This is a genomic window from Micromonospora sp. B006, from assembly GCF_003408515.1.
GTDB lineage: Bacteria > Actinomycetota > Actinomycetes > Mycobacteriales > Micromonosporaceae > Micromonospora > Micromonospora echinospora_A.
This window is the reverse complement of sequence record NZ_CP030865.1, coordinates 6,921,744-6,943,730: the sequence shown is the minus strand read 5'-3', so window position 1 is coordinate 6,943,730 and position 21,987 is coordinate 6,921,744. Positions and strand designations below refer to the sequence as shown.

The following is a 21,987-nucleotide window of genomic DNA, read 5'->3' as shown; positions in this document are numbered from 1 at the left end:
AGGTCGGCCGGGCCACCGACGCCCTCGTACGCGCGCCGATGTCAGCCGCGTCCGGGCGGGTTCAGTACCCGAGCCGCCCGCGGAAGTACTCGATCGTGCGCCCGAGTCCGTCTTCCGGCGTGACGCTCGGCTCATATCCCAGCAGTTCGCGGGCGAGGGTCAGGTCCGGGCGGCGCATCTCCGGGTCGTCCGAGGCGCGAGTGATGTAGCTCACCTCGGACGTGCTTCCGGTGAGTGACACGATCGTCTCGGCCAGTTGCCGCATCGACATCTCGTGCTCTGTGCCGCAGTTGATCGGCCCGGTCTGTGTCGAGTCGAGCAGCAGCAGGATTCCGCGCACCAGATCGTCGACGTAACAGATCGAGCGGGTCTGGTTGCCGGTGCCGTGCACGGTGATCGGCTCGCCGCGCAGCGCCTGGGAGATGAAGGTCGGGATGGCCCGGCCGTCGTCCGGGCGCATCCGCGGGCCGTACGTGTTGAAGATCCGCACGATCGCGGTGTCGGTGCCCCGGCTGCGGTGGTAGGCCATGGTGGCCGCCTCGGAGAAGCGCTTCGCCTCGTCGTAGACGCTCCGGATGCCGATCGGGTTGACGTTGCCCCAGTACGTCTCCCGCTGCGGGTGCTCCTTCGGGTCGCCGTACGCCTCGGAGGTGGAGGCCATCAGGAACCGCGCGCCGTCGTCGGTGGCCCGCTCCAGCAGCGCCAGCGTGGCCACCGAGCCCACCCGGAGGATCTCCACCGGCAGCTTCTCGAAGTCGGTGGGGCTGGCCGGGGACGCCATGTGCAGGATCGCGTCGAACCGCTCCGTCATCGCCGGGTGGTGCGGCAGGCCGTCGGAGATGTCCGCCTCGACGAGCGTGAAGTTCGGCTTGTCCAGCAGGTGGGCCACGTTCTCCTTGGACCCGGTGACGAAGTTGTCCAGCACCACTACCGTGCAGCCGCGCTCGACGAGCCGGTCGACCAGGTGGGACGGGACGAAACCGGCGCCGCCGGTGACGAGGATGCGGTGTCCGCTACCGAAGCGGGGAGCGACCTTCATGGCGGTCAGCCTATACACGCGAGGCGGGGCCCCCGCGTACGGCAGGGGCCCCGCTCGACGTGCTGATCAGTGCGCGCCGGCTCCGGTGAGCGAGCGCACCTCCAGCTCCGCGTACTTCTCCTCGTCGCTCTCCTTGGACAGGATCGTGCCGAGCCAGCCGCACAGGAAGCCGAACGGGATCGAGATGATGCCCGGGTTCGACAGCGGGAACCAGTGCCAGTCGTGGTCGGGGAACATCGCCGTCGGCGCGCCGGACACGACCGGCGAGAAGAAGACCAGCAGCACGGCGGAGAGCAGGCCGCCGTAGATGGCCCAGACCGCGCCCGAGGTGTTGAACCGCTTCCAGAACAGGCTGTAGAGGATCGCCGGCAGGTTGCCCGAGGCGGCGACCGCGAACGCCAGCGCGACCAGGAACGCCACGTTCAGGTTCTGCGCGAAGATCGACAGGATGATCGAGACCGCGCCGATCCCCAGCGCGGAGATCCGGGCGACGTTCACCTCCTGCCGCTCCGACGCCTCACCCTTCTTCATCACGTTGGCGTAGAAGTCGTGCGCCAGGCTGGACGACGACGCCAACGTCAACCCGGCGACCACGGCGAGGATCGTGGCGAACGCGACCGCCGCGATGATCGCCAGCAGTGTCGCGCCGCCCAGGTTCCCGCCGAGGAAGTCCACGCCCAGCGCCTCGGCCAGCTGTGGCGCGGCCGTGTTGCCGGCCTTGTCCTGCTCGGTGATCGCCTGCCCGCCGACGATCGCCGCCGCGCCGAAGCCGAGGGCCAGGGTGAGCAGGTAGAACGAGCCGATGATGCCGATCGCCCAGAGCACGCTCTTACGTGCCGCCCGCGCGGTCGGCACGGTGTAGAAGCGGATCAGGATGTGCGGCAGGCCGGCCGTGCCGAGGACCAGCGCGATGCCCAGCGAGAGCAGGTCCATCTTGCTGTAGAACGTCTTCAGCGCGTCGCCGGGCGTCTCCACGCCGTAGCGCAGCCCGGGTTCGAGGAACGCCGCCCCCTTGCCCGAGGCGCTGGCCGCGTCGCCGAGCAGCGACGACAGGTTGAACTTGTACTTGGCGAGCACCAGCAGCGTCATCACCAGCGCGCCGCCCATGAGCAGGAACGCCTTGACGATCTGCACGTACGTGGTGCCCTTCATGCCGCCGACCGTCACGTAGATGATCATCAGGGCGCCGACCAGGATGATCGTGGCGACCTTGGCGGTGTCGGCGTCCATGCCGAGGAAGGTGGTGCCCGGCTTGATGCCGAGCAGCAGCGCGACGAGCGCGCCGGCGCCGACCATCTGGGCCAGCAGGTAGAAGATCGAAACGGTGATGGTGGAGACCGCCGCCGCGGTCCGGACCGGCCGCTGCCGCATCCGGAACGCCAGGACGTCAGCCATCGTGTACCGGCCGGAGTTGCGCAGCAGTTCGGCCACGAGCAGCAGCGCCACGAGCCAGGCGACCAGGAAGCCGATCGAGTAGAGGAAGCCGTCGTAGCCGTAGAGCGCGATGATGCCGGCGATGCCCAGGAAGGACGCCGCCGACATGTAGTCGCCGCCGATCGCCATGCCGTTCTGGAAACCGGAGAAGGACCGGCCGCCGGCGTAGAAGTCGGTGGCGGTCTTGGTCTGCCGGCTGGCCCAGACGGTGATCGCCAGCGTGATCGCGACGAAGACCAGGAACAGCGTGATGGTGAGGTTCCGGGCGGTGGTGCTGCCCGCCTCAGCCGCGAGGACCGTGTTCATGGGTCACCTCCCCCATCTCGTCGCGGATCCGGTCGGCGACCGGGTCGATCCGGCGGTTGGCGAACCGGGAGTAGAGCCAGGCGATGACGAACGTGGAGACGAACTGGAGCAGGCCGAAGACGAGGGCGACGTTGATGTTGCCGATCAGCTTCGTGCCCATGAATCCCCGCGCGTACGCGGAGAGGATGACGTAGAGCGCGTACCACAGGAAGAACGCGACGGTCATCGGGAAGATGAAGCCGCGCAGCGCGCGCCGCAACCCGGCGAACTCGTCGGACCGCTGGACGGCGAGGTACCGTTCCGCCGCCGACTCGGCGGGCGCGGACGCGGGTGTGTCCGTGGACATCTGTGGATCACCACCTTCGCAGGCGTGGGGGAGTTTCGCGCACGGTAGAGAGCGCCCTCCCCGCCCGGGAAGGCTCCGCCGCCCGGCGGCGAACGGCTGCGCCGAACGGCGCCCCGGCTGCGCCGAGTGACCCACATCACTCCGCTAACCGGTCACCCCGACCTCCTCCCACCGCCCCCGGCTCGGCAAGCGACGGCGGTGGGTCAGTCGGTCAGCTCGCGGTAGCGGCCGCGGTAGTGCAGCAGGGGGAGGGTGTCCGCAGGGAGGTCCACCGACTCGATGGTGGCCTCGACCAACAGGCCCCAGCCGTACTCGCGGGCGGTGTCGAGCCGGCACCCCGCCCACCCGCCGGCGTCCGCCGGCACCGGCCCGTACGGCGTCTCGGTCCAGGCGTCGAGGGCGAACAGACCGCCGGGCGACGGGAACAGGCCGGCGAAGCGGTCGGCGAGCTGCCGGTGGCGCGGGCCCAGCGGGGCGACCGCGAACCGCCCGGCCTCCTCGACCGCGGCCCACAGGTCCGACTCGGGATCGATCAGCCCGAGCAGCCGGTCCGGCTCCCCCTCGGCCACGAGCGTGGACGACACGGTCAGCCCGGCCGGCCCGGCCGCGGTCCAGAGCGTCACCGGGGCGGCCAGCCGGCCGCGCAGCCGTCGTACCGGCGAGCGTTGCCCGGCCGGCGCCGCGAACGGGTCGGTGGAATGGATCTGCGCGCCCGGTTCTGGATTCACGTGAAACATTGTGCCGTCCGCTGCCGGGCGGGGTTCGACGGAACGCCATACCCTGCCGGGCATGAATCTCATCCCTCCGCAGCAGCTCGCCCAGGAACGGGTCGTCGCCGCCGATGCCGTCCTCAGCGGGCAGGTCGACCTGCGCGCCTATCCACACCGGCACCTGCTGGTCCGGGCGAACAACACCTGGGGTCGCCGGGCGTTCCAGCCGCTGACGGAGGCGATCGAGCACCTGTCCAACTACGGCTGGGAGCTGGTCACCATGACGAGCGTCGGCGACGGGCACACCGTCTACGCGGCGATGCGCCGTACCGCCTGACGCGGATCAGTCGCCGGCGAGCGACCGGCGGGCGGCGGCCAGCACCTCCGGGTCGGCGCATCCGGCCGCGTACCCGGCGATCCGGCGGCGGATGTCGCGCCCGAGCAGCCACACCCCGATCCGCTCGGCCACCGGGCGCAGGAACGCCGGCCGACAGCGGAAGTTGTACCGCCAGGTCGCGATCGTGGTGCCGGGCTCGGGGCCGGGCGCGAAGCGCCAGCCGCCGCCGAACCGCTCGAAGAACCACGGCCCGCGCACCATCTTCATGCCGACGTTCGTCGGCGGTGACCAGGAGACGTACTCGCTGACCATGACCAGGCCGTGCCGGGAGCGGGTGTACGTGCGCACGCCCCGCCCGGGCGCCGTCGCGCCGTCGACGAAGTGCTGCTCGCGGACGAACGGGTCCCAGCGGTAGCGGACCGGCGCGACGGTCTGGGAGACCGCGAACGCCAGCTCCGGGGGGATCGCGACAGTGGTGACCGCCTCGACGACCGGCATCAGCGCCTCGGGGTGACAGTGGCCAGCAGCTCCGGCTGCCGGCGATCCAGTGTGTCCCCGGCAAGGTACGCGCCGAGCAGCGCCGCGCCCACCCCGTACGCGAGGCCGACCGGCAGGGCCAGCCACAGCCACACGTCGCCGAGCAGCGCGGCGGCCACCACGAACGGCACCGCCGTCATCGCGGAGGCGACCATGGAGACCAGCGTGAGCAGGCCCTTGGTGAACCCCGCGCCGCTGTTCATGGCGAACGGGTTGCTCGACTCGGGCAGCGAGTACGCGCCGAGCACCGACACGAACCCGTTGATCGCCAGCCCGCAGCCGTACGCGGCGGCCAACGCGCCACCCATCACGCCGAGCCATGCGGGACGCCCCAGCACGAGCGCCAGCGCGACCGCGATCACGACGAGCATCGGCACCACGTAGATCGAGAACGCGGCCATCCGGGCCCGCAGCTCCACCCGCCCGGGCACCCCGGCGACCAGGTTCGCGGCGTACGAGCTGCCGTCGAAGCCGAACTGGTTGGCGAGCGTCAACGACGCGAGCGCCCCGACAAAGATCATGGAAAGGCTGACCAGCGCCGGTGAGGAATCGCCGCCACCGAGCTCCGCCCCGCCCTCGGTGGTGAACGACACGCCGCCGAGGTTGACCATCACCGGCACGAACACACCGACCACGGCCACGGTGATCAGGTTGGCCCGGCGGCGGGCGTCCCGCCACCAGTAGCGGCACTCGCGGGCGACGAGCGCGCCGAACCGGTCCCGCCGCGCCCAGCCCACCGCGCGGGGGAACAACTGCGCGACGGCGCCGCCGACCACACCGCGCGGCGTCCGCGCCGGGCCGCTGCTCGCGGTGCCCACCATCGCCGACTCCAGCGACCGCGACCACCAGAACAGGAGTACGCCGAGCGTCGCGACCGCGATCAGCAGCTTCGCCACCGCCGCGCCGGCCCGCCCCTCGGCCACGTCCACGCCGGCCGTCCACGGCGCGCCGAACGGCGTCCAGCCGACCACCCGGGCCACGCCGTCCAGCCGGTCCCAGTCGGTCTGCCGCACCGCGGCGAACACGAGCAGCTGCAACGGCCCGAGCAGGGCGGCCAGTACGGCGAGCAGCACGGCCGCCAGGTCGCGTACCCGGCGGGACCGCAGCATCGTGGCGAACGCGCTGGTCAGCGCGCGGGCCCCGGCCAGGCAGACCAGCAGCCCGGCGACCACGCCGAGCGCGCCGACCAGGGCGGCGGACCAGCCGCCCAGCAGACCGGCGGTGACCACCAGACCGGCCGCGGTGAGCGCCGTCGCCAGCGCGGGCACGCTGACCAGGGCGGCGGCGAGCAGGCCGGTGACCAGGGTGCGGCGGGGCAGCGGCAGCAGCGCGAACCGGGCCGGGTCGAGCGTCTCGTCCACGCCGAAGAAGACGAGCGGCAGGAGCAGCCAGCCGAGCGTGAGCAGGCCGCCGCCGAAGGCGGCCACCATGAGGGCGTACCGGGGCTCGTCGGCCAGGCCCGGCGTGGCGAGCAGGAAGAACCCGACGGCGGCGAACCAGAGCCCGAGCAGCAGGCCCAGCACGAACAGCGCGATCCGCCACTTCTGGCCCCGGAAGTTGTTGCCGAGCACCCGCAGCTTGAGCCGGACGAAGTGCCGGGACGAAACGCGCCGGGCTGGCCGCTCGGGGACGGTCACCGGGACAGCCACGACAGCTCCTCGCCGGTGGCGGTCCGGCCGCCCACGACCTCCACGAACACGTCCTCCAGCGACCGGTCGCCGCGCACCTCGGCGAGCGTGCCGACCCGCGTGATCCGGCCCTCGGCCAGGATCGCCACGTGCGAGCAGAGCCGCTCGACCACCTCCATCACGTGGCTGGAGAAGATCACCGTGCCGCCGCCGCTCACGTACCGGTGCAGGATGTCCCGGATCAGCGCGGCCGAGACCGGGTCGACCGTCTCGAACGGCTCGTCCAGCACCAGCAGGCGCGGGCCGTGCAGCAGCGCGCAGGCCAGGCCGATCTTCTTCTTCATGCCGGCCGAGTAGTCGACGACGAGCGTGCGCCCGGCGTCGGAGAGCGCCAGCACGTCGAGCAGCTCCGCCGCCCGCTGGTCGACCACCGCCGGGTCCATGCCCCGCAGCAGGCCGTGGTACGCCAGCAGCTCCGCCCCGCTCAGCCGGTCGAAGAGGCGTACGCCGTCCGGCATCACGCCGAGCAGGCTCTTGGCGCGTACCGGGTCGGCCCAGACGTCGTACCCGAGCACCCGCGCCTCACCGGCGTCGGGCCGCAACAGGCCGACGGCCATGGAGAGCGTGGTGGTCTTGCCGGCCCCGTTCGGCCCGAGCAGGCCGTAGAACGAGCCGGTCGGCACGACGAGGTCGACGCCCGCCACCGCGACCTTGGTGTCGAAGCGCTTAGCCAGGCCACGAAGGGAGAGCGCCGGGTGCTGGTCGGTCATGGTCCGACCGTATCGGTCCCCGCCCAACGGCTGCTCGGACGGCAGGATGATCTCGCCTCATCCCTGAGAGGTACGAGTCGGATCGCCGACGGCGTGCAACCGGCGACCACGACGGGGGGTGTCAGGCGTACGAACGGCAGCGGGGAGAGAGATGGATCCGGACAGTGGGTTCGAGGAGTTCTACCGGAACAGCAGACAACGCGTGGTGACGGTGCTGTACGCGCTCGGCGGTGACCGGAGCGAGGCCCAGGACGCCGCCCAGGAGGCGTACGCGCGGGCTTGGCAGCGCTGGTCCCAGGTCGGCACGTACGACGACCCGGAGGCGTGGGTGCGCACCGTCGGGCACCGTCTACTGGTCAACCGGTGGCGGAAGGTCCGTAACAGCGTCGTCGCCTACCGGCGGCACGGGCCGCCACCTCCCGTCAAGCCACCCTCCGAAAACACGGTCGCGCTGGTCAGCGCGTTGCGGCAGTTGTCGGCTGACCAGCGGCAGGCGATCGTCCTCTACCACCTGGCCGACCTTTCGGTCGCGGAGATCGCGGCGCAGATCGGCGTGCCGAGCGGCACCGTCAAGGCCCGTCTCGCCCGGGGCCGTAAGGCCCTCGCAGCCCTGCTCGACGTGAACTTCCCGGAGGAGGTCCGCAATGCCTGACCCGATCTTCTCCGACCTCTACCAGGACACCGAAGACCTGATCTGGGCGCCCATCGAGCAGGTGCGCCGCCGAGGGCGGCAACGCGCCCGGCGTACCCAGCTCGCCGCCGGCCTGGCCGCCGCGGTCGCCGTCGCGGTCGTGGCGACCGGGGTGGTGCTGGCCCGTCCGGACGCCGCACCGCCACCGGTGCCCCCGGCAACAGTCGAACCGATCACGCCGATGCCGGCGCCCACGCCGAGTTCCACGCCGTCGGCCGAGCCGTCCGCGAGCGGGACGTCGACGCCGAGTCGCACCGCAGGAGAGCCGGCCGCCAGCATCGGCGGCGGGCCGACCAGCCGTGCGCCGAGCCGGACGATTCCGGCGGCGGCGATGCTCCAGCTCGCCGACCTGCCGACGGGCTTCACGATGCGGACAGGAAAGGTGGACGGGGACTGGTCCCTGGAGTTCATGTCCTCCTACTGCGTGAACGAGTCGCCGACGCTGTCCGACGGGGAGGTGGCCACCCGGTCGGTGGCGTTCGACTCGCCCAGCGACTGGATCGTCCAGCGGGTGACCCGGCACTCGGGCACCTCCGCCGCCACCGTGATGAAGAATCTCCGCAAGTTGGTCACGGGCTGCGAGATGGAGCAGCCGGGCGACTCGCTGTCGATCATGGCGGAGTCGCTCGGCGGCGACGACGGGGTGCTGGTGGGCAGCGACGTCGGAGGGCGGCCCGGTCGCTGGCTCGTCGTCCGGCAGGGCGATCTGGTGGCGCAGCTCCGCCTCGACTCCCAGACCACGCCCACCGAGGCCCGCCGTACCGCCCGGTCGGTGGCGAACCGGCTGTGTGCCGGCACGGACACCTGCTGACGGGTGCTCGGGTGTGAGGCGGGGCCGAGCGAGCGGGGCCCCGCCTCACAGGCGCAGCGACTCCGGGGTGTGCAGGCGGAGCATGGTGGCGCGGACGTCACGCGGGAGCCGCCGTCGGCTGGCCATGGAGACCACCACCATCACGGTGAACGCCAGCGGCACCGTCCACGCGGCCGGCTGCGTGGTCAGCGTCGCCGGCCAGCCGGTCAGCGGCGGGCCCAGCACGGTGAGCAGGACCGCGCCGACCGCCGCGCCGCCGCCGACCAGCACCCCGGCGGCGGCCCCCAGGTCGGTCAGGCCGCGCCACCAGATGCCGAGCACCAGCAGCGGGCAGAAGCTCGACGCGGCCACCGCGAACGCCAGCCCCACCACCTGCGACACGTCGAGCCCGGAGACGTTCAGGGAGAGCACCGCGGGCACCCCTCCGGCGATCACCGTGGCGATCCGGAAGCCGCGTACCGAGCCGCGGCCCAGCACGTCCGTGGAGATCACCCCGGCCACGCTGGTGAGCAGGCCGGACGAGGTGGACAGGAACGCCGCGAACGCGCCTGCGGCGACCAGCGCGGCGAGCAGCCGGCCGGTGGTGCCGTCGCCGAGCGCCGCCCCGGGCAGCAGCACCACCACCGCGTCGGTCTGACCGCTGACCAGCAGTTGTGGCGTGTAGATGCGGCCCAGCACGCCGTACACGGTGGGCAGCAGGTAGAAGACGCCGACGAGCGCCAGCACCACCAGCGTGGTGCGCCGGGCGGCGGCCCCGTCGGGGTTGGTGTAGAAGCGGACCAGCACGTGCGGCAGGCCCATCGTGCCGAGGAACGTGGCCAGGATCAGCGAGTACGTGGCGAACAGCCCTCTGTCGTTCTCGCCCGCGGTGTCCGGCAGCAGCCACTCGGTGGGGCCGGTCGCCGCGCCGGACACCTCCGGCACCGGGTCACCGGCGGCGAACTCCAGGCGGTCGCCGGGGCGTACCTCCCGGATGTCGCCGTCGGGCAGGGTGAGCGTCGCGCGGTGCTCGACCACGACTGTGGTCGCGGTCCGGAACGTCGGCCCGTCGGGCGGGGTCACCGCCGGGCGGGCGTCGGCCTGCCACTGCAACGCCAGGAAGATCGCGGGTACGGCGAGCGCGGTGAGCTTCAGCCAGTACTGGAACGCCTGCACGAAGGTGATCGCCCGCATGCCGCCCAGCGCCACGTTCGCGGTGACCACCACGGCGACCAGCAGCGCGCCGAGCGGGTACGGCGAGCCGGTCAGCGTGGCCAGGGTCAGCCCGGCGCCCTGCAACTGCGGCACCAGGTAGAGCCAGCCGATGAAGATCACGAAGACGGTGGCGAGCGTCCGCAGCCGCCGCGAGCCGAGCCGCACCTCGCAGAAGTCGGGCAGCGTGAACGCGCCGGAGCGGCGCAGCGGCGCGGCCACGAACAGCAGCAGCGCGAGATATCCGGCGGCGAAACCGACCGGGTACCAGAGCACGTCCACGCCGTACTTGAGGATCAGCCCGGCGACGCCCAGGAAGCTCGCGGCCGACAGGTACTCGCCGCCGATCGCGGCGGCGTTCCAGGTCGGGCTGACCGCCCGGGACGCGACCAGGAAGTCCGAGGTGGTCCGGGCCAGCCGCAGCCCGTAGAAGCCGATGCCGACGGTGACCAGGGTGACGGCGACGATCGCCGGGACCACGTACCCGTTGGACATCAGCGTTCCGGCCGTCGGATCAGGTCGACGAAGTCCTGCTCGTTACGTTCGGCCAGCCGCACGTACGCCCAGCCGACCACGATCAGGAACGGGAAGGAGACCACGCCGAGCAGCAGCCACGGCAGGTTGACCCCGAGCACCGTGACTCGGCCGACCGAGGGCGCGATGGCGAACAGCCACGGCAGGCCGCCGAGCCCGATCATCACCAGCAGGCTGAGCCGCAGCGCGAGCGAGAGCTGGGCCCGCATCAGTCCCTGCACCAGCGTCTCGCCGACCGGGGTCTGCTGGGTGAGTTCGGAGCGGGTGCGATCGGCCGGGCTGCCGGCCCGGGAGACCTCGGCCAGCACGATCCGGGTCCGCTTCGGCGTGAGGGCCGGCTGCGGGCTGTCCGGCTGCCGGGGGACGGGCGGCGGCGACGCGCGCGGACCGGGAACCGGGACGGCCTCGACGGGCCGCCCCGGTGGATGCTGTTCCTCGGCTCCGGTCACCCCCGGCAGTCTCGCCCGCTGAGCCGAATTGTCAAGAGCGCGCCGATGCGCCCTGTGCACAACCTGTGGATAACGCTTCACGCCTGTGGAAAACCCGGTGGACGGCGCGGAGTCGTTGTGGACAACCGAACGGGGTGTCAGGGTGAGCCGGTAGAGAGGAGGTGTGACAGTGACCAGCCCGGCACGGCCCGGCACCGGCGACGTCTGGACGGTGGACGACCTCCAGGACCTCCCCGAGGACGGCCAGGACTACGAGATCTTCGACGGGAGCCTGCTCGTGTCCCCACACGCCGACGTCCGGCACGGCGCGATCGCCAACCGTCTCCGCCGGCTCCTCGACCGGCAGGCTCCGCCCGGTCTGCTCGTCGGGCAGGACGTCGGCGTCAGCGCGAAGCGCTCCTCCTACTTCGTGCCGGACGTCTTCGTCGCTCGCGAGGAGGCCCTGGAGCGTGGCGGCCCGGCCCTCGCCCCGGCCGACGTGCTGCTCGTGGCCGAGGTCGTCTCGCCCGGCAACGCCGGTCGTGACCTGGTCCTCAAACGCCACGAGTACGGCGTGGCCGGCATCGCGCGTTACTGGCTCGTCGAGCCGCGCAAGGAGACACTGACGGTGCTGGAGAACGTCGACGGCCGCTACCGCGAGGCGGCAGTGCTGTCGACGGCCGACGTGTACCGCGCCGACCAGCCGTTCGCGCTCGTCCTGCCGGTCGCCGAGATCTTCTGAGCGCCCTGCTCCCGCCTCGGCGTCAGCCGAGTCCCACCCGTACCGGGTTCGCTGTCGCCGAACCCAGCCAGGTGTGCGGGTTGCCGAACCAGCACCAGCCGAGCTTCGGCGCACCCTGACTGATCCACAGCGCCGGCACCCGCCGGTCGCCGCAGCGCGAGCCCACCAGGGAGAAGCACCTGTTGCTCGCGAGCGCCTCCGGGTACAGCGTGACGAACGCCAGGCCCTCGTCGATGGTGATCGGCAGCCGGTCCTTCGCGGTCATGTCCTCCAGCGCGGCCGACGGCGCCACGTTGCGGTACTCCTCACCCCGGTCCACGTCGAAGAGCAGGTAGGCGGGGCCGGGCGGCACCTCCAGTTCCTTGATCGGGTGGAACGCCGGCAGGTCGTCGGCGGGGAAGTTCCGGTCGAGGACGCCGGGCTTGCGCTTGCCGGCGAGCGTGGTGAGCGCGATCCGTTCCGGCACCGGCACCAGTTCCCGCGTGGTCACCAGCAGGAACGGCACCCGTCCCTCGGTGGGGCCGCTCAACCCGGCCGCCCCGGTGACCGCGGCGTCGCGCAGCGGGATGAGCTGGGCACGGAACGCCTCCTCGGTCTGCCCGGCGAGCGCCGGATAGCCGAGCAGGACGAGGCGGTCGAGCTGGCTGTCGAATTCTGCGGCGGCGTCGAAGCGGTCGTCGGACATGTGGTCCTCCACCCTGTCGTACGGTCTGCCGTACATTGTACGTCAGCCCGCCGGGCGGCCCGCCCCTCAGCGACTCCAGTCCTGCTTCGCGGCGCGTACCAGCTTGTCCTTCAGCTCCCGGGTGTGCCGCCGGCTGACCGGCAGCTCGGAGCCGTCGATCACCACCACGTAGCCGGAGTTCACCAGACGCAGCTCCGCGATGAGCCGCAACTGCACCAGGTAGGAGCGGTGGATGCGGACGAACCCGGCGTCGGCCCAGCGCTCGGCGAGCGTCGCCAGCGAGACCCGGACCAGATGCGACCCCTCGGCCGTGTGCAGGCGCGCGTAGTCCCCCTGCGCCTCCACCCACCGCACCGCCGAACGGGGCAGCATCCGGGTGGTGCCGGCCAGCTCGATCGGGATGGTCGGGTCCTCCTCCGCACGCGCCAGCGCGGCCGGGTGCGACGGCACCACCCGGGCGCCGATCACCCGGCGCAGCGACTCGGCCAGCCGCTCGGCGCGTACCGGTTTGCGGACGTAGTCGGTGGCGCCCAGGTCGAACGCGTCCACCGCGCCGTCGTCGTACGCGGTGACGAAAACGATCGCCGGCGGCCGGGCGAACCGGCGCAGCACCCGGGCCAGCTCCATGCCGTCCAGCCCCGGCATCCGGATGTCGAGGAACACCACGTCCACGTCGTCGTCCCGGAGCACCCGCAGCGCCTCGGTCGCGTCCCCCGCCGTGTGCAGCCGGGCCACCCGGGGATCGGCGCGCAGGTGGTACGCCAGCTCGTCCAGCGCGGGCGGCTCGTCGTCCACCGCCAGCACCCGCAGGAACCCGGTGCCGGGCGTGGTCACGAGGAAACCCGTACGCCGGGGTGGAACTTCGGCACCCGCATGCTCACCTTCGTACCCGAGCCGAGGCCGGTCTCGACGACCAGGCCGAACCCGTCCCCGAAGGCCGACCGGAGCCGTTCGTCGACGTTCGAGAGGCCGACGTGCTGCCCCGGGTCGTCGGCCGGGTCGCTGCCCGCCCCGGACACCTCGGCGATCCCGGCGGTCAGCGTCGTCGGATCCATCCCCACCCCGTCGTCCTCCACCGTGATGTGACACTCCGCGCCCGCGTCCCGGGCCTCGATGCTCACCATGCCGGTGCCCGGCTTGCGCGACAACCCGTGGCGGACCGCGTTCTCCACGAGCGGCTGCAGGCAGAGGAACGGCAGCGTCACCGGCAGCACCTCGGGGGCGATCTGAAGACGCACCTGGAGCCGCTCACCGAACCGCGCCCGCTCGATGGTCAGGTAGCGGTCGATCGAGCGCAGCTCCTCGGCGAGCGTGGTGAACTCGCCGTGCGCCCGGAACGAGTAGCGCGTGAACTCGGCGAACTCCAGGATCAACTCCCGGGCCCGCTCCGGGTCGGTACGCACGAACGAACCGATCGCGGTGAGCGCGTTGTAGATGAAGTGCGGGCTGATCTGGGCGCGCAACGCGCGCACCTCGGCCCGGGCGAGCCGCTCCCGCGACGACTCCAGCTCGGCCAGGGCGAGCTGGTCACCCGCCCAGTGCGCGGTCTCCAGCGTGGCCTGCACCAGACCCGGGGCCGGGCGCTCGCCGGCCACCGCCACCAGCGCGCCGACCACCCGCCCGTCCGCGCGCAGCGGCGCCACCACCGCGCCGCGTACCGGGCAGTCGACCAGGTCGCAGCGCAGCTCCGACTCGCCCAGCACTGTGGAACGCCCGCTCCCGACCGCGCGCCGGGCCGCCGCCACCAGCTGATCGCCGTGGTGCGCGCCCTGCCCGTCGACGGCGAGCAGCGCGTCCCGGTCCGTCAGCGCCAGCCCGGCCGCGCCGACCAGGGCCCGCAGATGGCGTACGGCCTTCGCCGCGTCCGCGGCGGTCAGCCCGGCGCGCAGCGGCCCGGCGGCGAGCCCGGCGGTGTGCAGCACCTCGTACGTGGCCCGCTGCGTCGCCGTGGCGATGCCCCGCCGCCCACGCAGCCGCAGTACCGCCCAGAGCGCCGCGGCCAACGCGGTGACGAGCGAGACCACGGCGAAGACGGCGGAGAGGTTGCCACCCACGCAGCGATCCTGCCGGGTGCCGTGCCCTCGGCGCTAGTACGCGCCCTTGCGGGCCAGCACCACGCCCACTGTGCGCCACAGGATGCTCAGGTCGTACGCCAGCGACCAGTTGTCGACGTAGTAGAGGTCGAGCCGGACCGCCTCGTCCCAGGACAGGTCGGAACGGCCGGACACCTGCCACAGCCCGGTCATGCCCGGCCGCACCAGCAGCCGGCGGCGGACGTCGCCCAGGAAGTCGCCGTCGTCGGCGGGCAGCGGGCGCGGGCCGACGAGCGACATCTCGCCCCACAGCACGTTGATCAACTGGGGCAGCTCGTCCAGCGACGTGGCCCGCAGGAAGCGGCCCACGGGGAAGACCCGGGGGTCCTGCTTCATCTTGAACAGCATGCCGTCGGTCTCGTTCCGGTCGACCAGACCGGCCAGCCGCTCCTCGGCGTCCACGTACATGGTCCGGAACTTCCAGACCTGGAACGTCCGCCCCTCGTGCCCGACGCGGGGCTGGCGGAAGAAGACCGGCCCGGGGTCGGAGATCCGGATGGCCAGGGCGACGGCGGCGAAGAGCGGGACCAGCATCAGCAGGCCCAGCCCGGCGGCGACCCGGTCCATCAGGTTCTTGACCAGCAGCGCCGGCCCGGACAGGGTCGGCTCCTCGACGTGCAGCAGCGGCAGGCCCTCGATCGGGCGGATGTGCACCCGGGGGCCGGCGATGTCGGTGAGCTGGGGCGCGACCACCAGGTCGACGCCGGAGCCCTCCAGCTGCCAGGCCAGCCGGCGCAGCTCGCCCGGCTCGGAGCTGGCCGATCCGCAGACCGCGATGGTGTCGCCGCCGACCTCACGCACCAGGGCCAGCACGTCGCGGCCCGCGTACACCGGCACCGGGGTCTCCAGGCCGCGGGCGGCGGCGTACCCGTCGGTGAGGTGGATGGCCACCGGCACCAGGCCGACGGACGGGTGCCGGGTGACCGTGGTGTAGACCTCCAGGCACTCCGGCAGCGTGCCGACGAGCACCATCCGGTGCCCGGCGTGCCCGAACCGGCGGCGCAGTCCGTGCAGGGCGGCCCGGGCGATCATGCGGCCGAGCAGGATCAGCAGCATTGCGCCGAGCAGCGCGAAGCCGACAGTCCACCGGGACAGGGAGTAGGTCTTCGTGGCGAAGGCGATGAACGAGACCGCCGCCGCCACCGCCACGCCGGCCCGGATCACCCGCTTGAACTCGTCCGGGCCGAGCCCCAGGTAGCGCCGGTCGTAGGCCCGGTTGCCCCAGAGGAAGAGCAGCCAGCCGAGCGGCAGGAGCACAAACGCCACGGTGTAGAACCAGGCTTGCGGCGAGTTGCGGAAGCCCGAGTCGGCCTGCTCGAAGATCTGCACGGCCAGGAAGCTGGCCAGAGCCGCCGCGCCGAAGTCGAGCAGCAGCAGGAACAGGATGTAGGGCCGGTGCCACCGGGAGACCCGCCGCCGAGCGCGGGCCCACGCCGACCGGGGTACGCCGTTGTGCGACGGCGGAGTCGGCGGCTGGATCTCAAAGCTGTCGACGTGCCGCACGCTCTTGCTCCGGCCTCTGTCGGTTACCGGGCGCTGGAGGCTTGTCGTCACCTCAACCCATGTCCTCCCGCATGACCCGCACCCTCACTCGCCGTAAGGACCCGGGTCGCTCACCGTCCCAGTCTCCCACGCGGGCCCGACCCGGACCGGCCCCCGCGAAGAAGCCGTGCCGCTGGTGCTCGGTGAGATCTGGCCGGCTCCGAATCAGTTGTGAAGCCGGGGACCGAGCCACTATACCGATGGATGACCACTCGGGTAGAGGGGCGGACCGGGACCTTCGGCGATCCCGGGCCGATTCCGCTCAGTAATCACCGGGTGTCGTCACTCACCGTACGAGACGGGACAACCTTCGGTCAGCCAGCGGCTTCCCGCCGGTCTGGCAGGTGGGGCAGTACTGCAGGCTCGAATCGGCGAACGAGACCTCGCGCACCGTGTCGCCACACACCGGACACGGAAGGCCCTTACGGGCGTGCACCTTGAGCCCGGAGCGCTTCTCGCCCTTCAGCTCCGCCGCCCGCTGCCCCATCGACCGGCGTACCGCGTCGCCGAGGACGGTCCGGGTGGCCGCGTGCAGACCGGCGAGCTGGTCGTCGGTGAGCCGGTCGGTGATCGCGAACGGCGACAGCCGCGCCGCGTGCAGGATCTCGTCGGAGTACGCGTTACCCACCCCGGCGAGCACCGACTGGTCGGTCAGCACGCCCTTGACCTGGCCCCGGCGGCTGCGCAGCCGCTCGGCGAAGGTCGGCAGGTCCGCCTCCAGCGCGTCCGGCCCCAGCTTCGCCACGCCCGGCACCAGCGCCGGGTCGGTGACCAGATAGGCGGCCAGCTTCTTCTGGGTGCCCGCCTCGGTCAGGTCGAAGCCGGACCCGTCGTCGAGGCGTACCCGCACCGCGATCGGGCCCTTGCCGGGCCGCAGCGGCGTCGCCGAGGGGAACGCCTCCCGGTAGTGCAGCCAGCCCGCCCGGGCCAGGTGGACCACCAGGTGCAGTCCCTCGTCGAACCGGACATCGAGGAACTTGCCGTACCGGCCGGCGCCGGTGACCGTGCGGCCGGCGACAGTGCTCGGCGGCGGATCGTACGTCTTCAGCGCGCTGATCGCGGCGACCTCGAACCGCTCGACGCGGCGGCCCACCGCACGCTCGCGCAGGTAACCGGCGAGCGCTTCCACCTCCGGAAGTTCGGGCACGGTACAACGGTAGCCTTCTTTCCCGTGAGCGCGAGGAATGAGCTTGCGAGTCCCATGCGCGAGCGCGAGGAGTGAGCTTGCGAGCCCCGCAGTCGCGAGCAGAGATCGGCACAGTCGCGAACGAAAGGCGAGCTCTGTGAGAATCGTGGTGGCGCACAACCGGTACCGGGAAGCCCAGCCCTCCGGCGAGAACACCATCGTCGACGCGGAGATCGCCCAGCTCACCGCCGCCGGCGTGGAGGTGCTGCCGTTCCTGCGCAGCTCGGATGAGATCCCGTCGATGTCCAAGCCGGCCAAGGCGCTGCTGCCGATCTCGCCGATCTGGGCACCGAAGGCCCAGCACGACCTGGACCGTCTGCTCACCGAGCACCGGCCGGACGTGCTGCACCTGCACAACCCGTACCCCCTGCTCTCGCCCTGGGTGGTGCGGACCGCGCACAAGCGCGGGGTGCCGGTGGTGCAGACAGTGCACAACTACCGGCAGGTCTGTTCCTCCGGTCTCTACTTCCGCGACGGCGTGATCTGCCAGGACTGCCGGGGCCGGGCGCTGGGCGTGCCGGCGATCGTGCACCGCTGCTACCGCAACTCGCGGGCGCAGAGCGCGCTGATGGCCACCACGCTCGCCGTGCACCGGCCGACCTGGAAGTCGGTGGACCGGTACATCGCGCTCACCACGGCTGTGGCTGATCACCTGCGCGACTACGGCATCCCGGACGAGCGGATCGTGGTCAAGCCGAACGCGGTGCCCGACCCGGGCTCCCCGGCGCCGGCCGGGAACGGCTTCCTCTTCATGGGGCGGCTCAGCCCCGAGAAGGGCCTGGATCTGCTGCTCGCCGCCTGGCGGCGGCATCCGGTGGGCGCGCTCGGCCCGCTGCGCATCGCCGGCGACGGCGAGCTGCGCCCGCTCGCCGAGGCGGCCGCCGCCGAGCGGCCCGCCGTGCTCTACCTGGGCCAGCTCGACCGCTCCGGGGTACGCGCGGCGCTGGCCGACAGCTCCGTGGTACTGGCCACCTCCACCTGGCACGACGTGCTGCCCACCGTGATCATCGAGGCGTTGGCGGCCGGCCGGCCGGTGCTCGGCACCGCGCTGGGTGGCATCCCGTACCTGGTGGGCGCGGACAGCCCGCGCGAGCCCGCCGGCACCGGCCCGGCCGAGGTGGCCACCGCGGCGCCGGGTGACGGGCGGGTTCCGCTGCCGGTCGGCGTGCAGCGCGGCGAGGCCGGCTGGGTGGTGGCGCCGGAGGCCGACGCGCTGGCGGCGGCGCTGCCACTGGCCGCCGCCGAGGCGACCGCGCTGGCCCCGGCGGCCCGCAGCCGCTACGAGCGGACGTTCCACCCCGACGTGATCACCAAGCGCCTGATCGACGTGTACGCCGGCCTGGTCGCCCCCGGAGGTCGGCCCGCGCGCTGAGCCCAGGTGTGTGCTGAGCCCAGGTGTTAGGAAGGGCCCCTTTTTATGCACGAGGCGTTAAGAAGGGGCCCTTCCTTACCGCAGGGAGGCGCGGGCAGAGAACGCGATGCTCGCCAGCAGGAAGCCGCCGTTGACCACCGTGAACGCGACCATCACCCAGAGCGCCAGCGCGGGCGCGAAGGCCAGCACCAGGCCGGCCACGAAGATCACCGCGCCGTAGTCGCGAACCAGCTTGACCAGGCGTACCGGCAGCGAGGTCGAGGTGACCATGCTCGCCGCGTTCGGCCCGGACTGCATCACCGAGGTCACCAGGTTGACCATCCAGGTGCCCGCGAACACCGCCACCAGCCAGACGGGCGTGGACGGGCGCTGTGCCACGGCTGTAGCGCCGATGGCCGCGACGAGCGCGATCTGGGCGGCCACGTCGCAGAGCACGTCGATCCGGGCGCCGGCCGCGCTGCCCTGACCGGTCACCCGGGCGAGCTGCCCGTCGGCGCAGTCCAGCGCGTACGCGATCTGCCACGCGACCAGCGCGAACAGCCCGACCGCCCAGGCCGGTACGGTGCCCGCGGCCACGTCGTCGGCGAGCGCCACCACGGTCATCGAGGCGGCCAGCCCCAGCACCAGGTTGGCCAGCGTCAGCGCGGTCGGGCGCAGCCCCAGGCGCTGGGCGGCAAGCGCGAACACCGCCCCGATCCACTGGCTGATGGACTCGCTGAACAGGCCGCCTCCCCGGTTGACCCGGTGGAAGTCGGCGACTGTGGGACGGGGCTCAGCCAATGTGGTCGCGGAGGGCACCGGCGTAGTCTGCCAGCCGCTCCCGCGTCTCGGTAGCGGACATCGCGAGGTGTTCGAGGATGGTGTAGCGGTCCGGCCGGGTGGCGGGCGCGAACTGCACCGCCTCCACGAACTGGTCGTCGGTCAGCTCGACCTCGGCGGGCAGCCGGGGCAGCCCGTGCCGGGCCAGGCAGGCCGCCATCTCGGCGAACCGGCGCTCGTCGCCGCGCAGGTACGTGCAGAACAGCGCGCCGAGCCCGGCCAGCTCGCCGTGCGAGGCGGTGCCGGGGAACAGCGCGTCGATCGCGTGCATGATCTCGTGGCAGCCGCCGCTGCACGGCCGGCTGGTGCCCTCGATCGCCATCGCCAGGCCACTGGAGATCAGCGCGTCGGCGAGCACCGTGACGAAGCCGTCGTCGCTCATGTCGCCCGGGTGGTTGAGCACCGCCTCGGCGCCGGCGCGCGACAGCGAGGCGGCCAGCCCGTCGACCGGCTCGCCGCGTACCCGCCGGGCCAGTTCCCAGTCGGCGAGCGCGCTGATGTTGCTGACCACGTCGCCGATGCCGGCCCGGTTGTGCCGTTCCGGCCCGGCCTCCACGAAGTCCAGATCGACGATCACCGCGATCGGGATGTGCACGCCGTAGGAGCCCTTCAGGCCCTCGGTGATGAGGCTGGCCACCGGGGAGGCGATGCCGTCGTTGGCGAGGCTCGTCGCCACCGAGACCATCGGCAGGCCACGGCGGGTCGCGGCGTACTTGGCCACGTCGATGGTCTTGCCGCCGCCGATGCCGACCACCGCGTCGTACGACCGGCTGCGCAGCTTCGCTCCCAGGTCGTCGGCGGCGTCCAGCGTGCCCCCGGCGACTGTGAACACGTCAGCCGAGCGCAGCGACGGCCGGATCAGCTCGGCGATCCGTTCGCCCTGCCCCGGCCCGACCACCACGGCGACGTCGCCACCGGCGGAGATCCGCCCGTCGGAGAGGATCGCCGCCAGGTCGGCCACCGCGCCCCGCCGCACGTCGATGTGCAGCGGGGTGAGGACGCTGCGGGCTAGTAGCGGCACGCGATCTCCCGCGCCCGGGCCAGATCGGCGTGGTTGTCGACCTCGACCCAGGAGACGTCACCGATCGGGGCCGCCCGCACCTCGCCGCCGCGCTCGGCGAACTCCTGGTAACCGTCCTCGTAGTAGAGGTTCGGATCGCGCCGCCAGGTCGCCTCCAGCGCGTCCGCGAGCGGCTCGGCCACCTGCGGCTCGATCAGCGTCGCGCCGATGTACTCGCCGTACGCCTCGCCCGGGTCCATCAGCTTGGTGATGCGGGTGAGCTGGCCGGCCGCGTCGAAGGTGGTCTTCATCTCCTCCTCGGCCAGCGGCTTGAGCGTGTCCACGGCGAGCAGGATGCCCGGACCGCGCTCGGCCAGCAGCGTCTTCTCCACGCTCACCGGGTGCACGGTGTCGCCGTTGACGAGCAGCACGCCCCGGGAGAAGTACTCGCGCGCCAGCCAGAGCGAGTACGCGTTGTTCCATTCCTCGGCCTTGTCGTTGTGCACCAGGGTGAGCGTGACGCCGTACTTCTCCTCCAGGGCGGCCTGGAGCTGCCGCACCGCGTCGGCCGCGTAGCCGACCACGATCACGACCTCGTTCAGCCCCACCTCGGCGAGGTTGCGCAGCGCGATGTCGAGGATGGTGGTCTCCCCGTCGACCGGCACCAGGGCCTTGGGCAGGGTGTCGGTGTACGGCCGCAGCCGGCGCCCCGCTCCCGCGGCGAGCACCATCCCGATCATGCCGACACGCTCCTCTTCTCGACCCGATTCCACCCGGCGAGGATATCGCCGGGCGCCGACCGGCAGTGGTTCAGCCCGTCAGCCCGATCGAGCGCAGCGCCGCGAACCCGTCCTCGGCGATCCGCCGGATGAGCCCGTCGTTGACGTCCCGGTGCTCGTCGAGCAGCGCGACGTCCGACTCCGCCAGCCAGCGGAACTCGGTGTGCTTGCCGGCTTCCAGCCGGGGCCGGCTCAGGTCGCCGTCTACCCGGACCAGGAAGTCGGTCTCCACCCGGGTCAGCCCGTCGTCGGCGGTGTAGCGGTATTCGCCGACCAGGCCGAGCACGTGCGACACGGACCAGCCGGTCTCCTCGGTGACCTCCCGGCGCAGCGCGTCGTCGATCTCCTCACCCGGTTCGAGGTGGCCGCCGACGATGTCCCAGCAGTTCGGGAAGAGGCGTCGGTCGGGGGATCGGCGTTGGATGAAGATGCGGCCGTCGTCGTCGACGATCAGCGCGCCGGCGCAGCGCAGGGGCTCTCGGGGCACCCTCCGACAGTAGCCATCCGCACCGTTTCCGGCGATGCCCGTCCTTGTCCCGGTGCGCATCGAGGGCTCACCATGTCCGTACTCAGTCGCCGTCCCACAGGAGTGATGTGTGATGCAGGTACGGGAAGCGATGTCCAGCGAGATACTCGTGGTCGGGCCGGAGCACACGCTCCGGCAGGCGGCCCGGATGATGTCGGCCCGCGGTGTCGGGTCGGCGGTCGTGATCGACCCGGACTCCGAGGGGGTCGGGATCATGACCGAACGCGACGTGCTGAAGGCGATCGGTGCCGGGCTCGACCCGGATGTCGAACGCACCGGCGCGCACCTGACCTGGGACGTCGTCTACGCCGGCCCGGACTGGACGATCGAGGAGGCCGCCGCGGCGATGGCCCGGGGCGGATTCCGGCACCTGGTCGTGCTCGACGGGCGTGAGGTGGCTGGAGTGATCTCGGTACGGGATCTGATGCGGGTCTGGGCGGGGCGGCAGGCGCCGACCCGGAGCTGAACCGGGCCGGCGCGA

The 21,987-nt window shown here is 72.3% G+C and carries 24 protein-coding genes; 6 read left to right on the top strand and 18 right to left on the bottom strand.

The annotated features are described in order from the left end of the window. Positions 1 to 61: 61 nt before the first annotated feature. The 4 genes from MicB006_RS31140 to MicB006_RS31125 all read right to left on the bottom strand — a co-directional run bounded on the left by MicB006_RS31140 (position 62) and on the right by MicB006_RS31125 (position 3,925). Positions 62 to 1,039, bottom strand: a complete 978-nt coding sequence (locus MicB006_RS31140; protein WP_073831095.1) for an NAD-dependent epimerase/dehydratase family protein — start codon at positions 1,037 to 1,039, stop codon at positions 62 to 64. A gap of 66 nt (positions 1,040 to 1,105) precedes the next feature. Further along, entirely contained in the window at positions 1,106 to 2,779 is a 1,674-nt protein-coding gene (locus MicB006_RS31135) for a cation acetate symporter (RefSeq protein ID WP_116510921.1), read from the bottom strand. Next, positions 2,757 to 3,125 carry a DUF485 domain-containing protein gene (locus MicB006_RS31130; RefSeq protein WP_073831093.1) on the bottom strand — a complete coding sequence of 123 codons (369 nt, stop codon included), beginning with the start codon at positions 3,123 to 3,125 and terminating at the stop codon, positions 2,757 to 2,759. Before MicB006_RS31130 ends, MicB006_RS31135 begins: the two co-directional genes overlap by 23 nt. Before the next feature lie 203 nt (positions 3,126 to 3,328). After that, complete coding sequence (locus MicB006_RS31125; protein WP_370013393.1) at positions 3,329 to 3,925, bottom strand: flavin reductase family protein; 597 nt, start codon at positions 3,923 to 3,925, stop codon at positions 3,329 to 3,331. Here MicB006_RS31125 and MicB006_RS31120 point away from each other — a divergent pair. Further along, positions 3,915 to 4,172, top strand: coding sequence for a hypothetical protein (locus MicB006_RS31120; RefSeq protein ID WP_116510917.1), 258 nt, complete (start codon positions 3,915 to 3,917; stop codon positions 4,170 to 4,172). The two genes, MicB006_RS31125 and MicB006_RS31120, sit on opposite strands and share 11 nt — an antisense overlap. 6 nt (positions 4,173 to 4,178) lie before the next feature. Here MicB006_RS31120 and MicB006_RS31115 read toward each other — a convergent pair whose 3' ends face one another. Genes MicB006_RS31115 through MicB006_RS31105 form a run of 3 tightly spaced genes read right to left on the bottom strand, consistent with a single transcriptional unit; the run spans position 4,179 to position 7,107 of the window. Next, on the bottom strand, positions 4,179 to 4,670 hold the full coding sequence (locus MicB006_RS31115; RefSeq protein ID WP_073831090.1) for an SRPBCC family protein: 492 nt from the start codon (positions 4,668 to 4,670) through the stop codon (positions 4,179 to 4,181). Continuing rightward, positions 4,670 to 6,358: an ABC transporter permease gene (locus MicB006_RS31110; RefSeq protein ID WP_116510915.1), complete on the bottom strand. Its 1,689-nt coding sequence runs from the start codon at positions 6,356 to 6,358 to the stop codon at positions 4,670 to 4,672. The genes MicB006_RS31115 and MicB006_RS31110 overlap by 1 nt, the downstream gene beginning before the upstream one ends. Then, positions 6,343 to 7,107: an ABC transporter ATP-binding protein gene (locus tag MicB006_RS31105; RefSeq protein ID WP_116510914.1), complete on the bottom strand. Its 765-nt coding sequence runs from the start codon at positions 7,105 to 7,107 to the stop codon at positions 6,343 to 6,345. The genes MicB006_RS31110 and MicB006_RS31105 overlap by 16 nt, the downstream gene beginning before the upstream one ends. A gap of 151 nt (positions 7,108 to 7,258) precedes the next feature. Between MicB006_RS31105 and MicB006_RS31100 the strand changes: the two genes are divergently transcribed. Both MicB006_RS31100 and MicB006_RS32580 read left to right on the top strand, forming a co-directional pair. Next, positions 7,259 to 7,759 carry a SigE family RNA polymerase sigma factor gene (locus MicB006_RS31100; protein WP_116510912.1) on the top strand — a complete coding sequence of 167 codons (501 nt, stop codon included), beginning with the start codon at positions 7,259 to 7,261 and terminating at the stop codon, positions 7,757 to 7,759. Further along, positions 7,752 to 8,609, top strand: a complete 858-nt coding sequence (locus MicB006_RS32580; protein ID WP_225980584.1) for a hypothetical protein — start codon at positions 7,752 to 7,754, stop codon at positions 8,607 to 8,609. Before MicB006_RS31100 ends, MicB006_RS32580 begins: the two co-directional genes overlap by 8 nt. 45 nt (positions 8,610 to 8,654) lie before the next feature. On the opposite strand, the gene MicB006_RS31090 is transcribed toward MicB006_RS32580, so the two are convergent. After that, positions 8,655 to 10,295 (bottom strand): cation acetate symporter, encoded by a 1,641-nt coding sequence (locus MicB006_RS31090; protein WP_073831085.1) that lies wholly within the window; start codon positions 10,293 to 10,295, stop codon positions 8,655 to 8,657. Then, a complete protein-coding gene (locus tag MicB006_RS31085) occupies positions 10,295 to 10,645 on the bottom strand; it encodes a hypothetical protein (RefSeq protein WP_174534015.1) in 351 nt (116 codons plus the stop codon). The genes MicB006_RS31090 and MicB006_RS31085 overlap by 1 nt, the downstream gene beginning before the upstream one ends. A 307-nt stretch (positions 10,646 to 10,952) precedes the next feature. Here MicB006_RS31085 and MicB006_RS31080 point away from each other — a divergent pair, with 307 nt between their 5' ends. Further along, positions 10,953 to 11,504, top strand: a complete 552-nt coding sequence (locus MicB006_RS31080) for a Uma2 family endonuclease (RefSeq protein ID WP_158070679.1) — start codon at positions 10,953 to 10,955, stop codon at positions 11,502 to 11,504. A 22-nt stretch (positions 11,505 to 11,526) separates the two neighbouring features. Here the strand turns inward: MicB006_RS31080 and MicB006_RS31075 are convergent, their stop codons facing one another. The 5 genes from MicB006_RS31075 to MicB006_RS31055 all read right to left on the bottom strand — a co-directional run bounded on the left by MicB006_RS31075 (position 11,527) and on the right by MicB006_RS31055 (position 16,971). Continuing rightward, on the bottom strand, positions 11,527 to 12,189 hold the full coding sequence (locus tag MicB006_RS31075) for a DUF5701 family protein (RefSeq protein WP_225980583.1): 663 nt from the start codon (positions 12,187 to 12,189) through the stop codon (positions 11,527 to 11,529). A 66-nt stretch (positions 12,190 to 12,255) separates the two neighbouring features. After that, positions 12,256 to 13,023: a LytTR family DNA-binding domain-containing protein gene (locus MicB006_RS31070; RefSeq protein WP_073831082.1), complete on the bottom strand. Its 768-nt coding sequence runs from the start codon at positions 13,021 to 13,023 to the stop codon at positions 12,256 to 12,258. Then, positions 13,020 to 14,243, bottom strand: coding sequence for a histidine kinase (locus MicB006_RS31065; protein ID WP_116510908.1), 1,224 nt, complete (start codon positions 14,241 to 14,243; stop codon positions 13,020 to 13,022). The genes MicB006_RS31070 and MicB006_RS31065 overlap by 4 nt, the downstream gene beginning before the upstream one ends. A gap of 33 nt (positions 14,244 to 14,276) precedes the next feature. Beyond that, positions 14,277 to 15,785 carry a sugar transferase gene (locus MicB006_RS31060; protein ID WP_116510907.1) on the bottom strand — a complete coding sequence of 503 codons (1,509 nt, stop codon included), beginning with the start codon at positions 15,783 to 15,785 and terminating at the stop codon, positions 14,277 to 14,279. Positions 15,786 to 16,110: 325 nt separating this feature from the next. Beyond that, a complete protein-coding gene (locus MicB006_RS31055; protein WP_116510906.1) occupies positions 16,111 to 16,971 on the bottom strand; it encodes an Fpg/Nei family DNA glycosylase in 861 nt (286 codons plus the stop codon). A gap of 136 nt (positions 16,972 to 17,107) precedes the next feature. Between MicB006_RS31055 and MicB006_RS31050 the strand changes: the two genes are divergently transcribed. Beyond that, positions 17,108 to 18,382, top strand: coding sequence for a glycosyltransferase (locus MicB006_RS31050; protein ID WP_116510904.1), 1,275 nt, complete (start codon positions 17,108 to 17,110; stop codon positions 18,380 to 18,382). A gap of 75 nt (positions 18,383 to 18,457) precedes the next feature. Here the strand turns inward: MicB006_RS31050 and MicB006_RS31045 are convergent, their stop codons facing one another. The 4 genes from MicB006_RS31045 to MicB006_RS31030 form a co-directional block, all read right to left on the bottom strand. Further along, positions 18,458 to 19,180, bottom strand: coding sequence for a CDP-alcohol phosphatidyltransferase family protein (locus MicB006_RS31045; protein ID WP_116510902.1), 723 nt, complete (start codon positions 19,178 to 19,180; stop codon positions 18,458 to 18,460). After that, entirely contained in the window at positions 19,155 to 20,222 is a 1,068-nt protein-coding gene (locus MicB006_RS31040) for an iron-containing alcohol dehydrogenase family protein (RefSeq protein WP_116510900.1), read from the bottom strand. The genes MicB006_RS31045 and MicB006_RS31040 overlap by 26 nt, the downstream gene beginning before the upstream one ends. Next, positions 20,210 to 20,941 carry a sugar phosphate nucleotidyltransferase gene (locus MicB006_RS31035; protein WP_116510898.1) on the bottom strand — a complete coding sequence of 244 codons (732 nt, stop codon included), beginning with the start codon at positions 20,939 to 20,941 and terminating at the stop codon, positions 20,210 to 20,212. Before MicB006_RS31035 ends, MicB006_RS31040 begins: the two co-directional genes overlap by 13 nt. Positions 20,942 to 21,011: 70 nt before the next feature. Further along, complete coding sequence (locus tag MicB006_RS31030) at positions 21,012 to 21,467, bottom strand: NUDIX domain-containing protein (RefSeq protein ID WP_225980582.1); 456 nt, start codon at positions 21,465 to 21,467, stop codon at positions 21,012 to 21,014. A gap of 112 nt (positions 21,468 to 21,579) precedes the next feature. Here MicB006_RS31030 and MicB006_RS31025 point away from each other — a divergent pair, with 112 nt between their 5' ends. After that, the gene (locus MicB006_RS31025) at positions 21,580 to 21,972 is read left to right on the top strand and encodes a cyclic nucleotide-binding/CBS domain-containing protein (RefSeq protein WP_116512005.1); all 393 of its coding nucleotides are present in this window, start codon (positions 21,580 to 21,582) and stop codon (positions 21,970 to 21,972) included. Positions 21,973 to 21,987 lie beyond the last annotated feature (15 nt).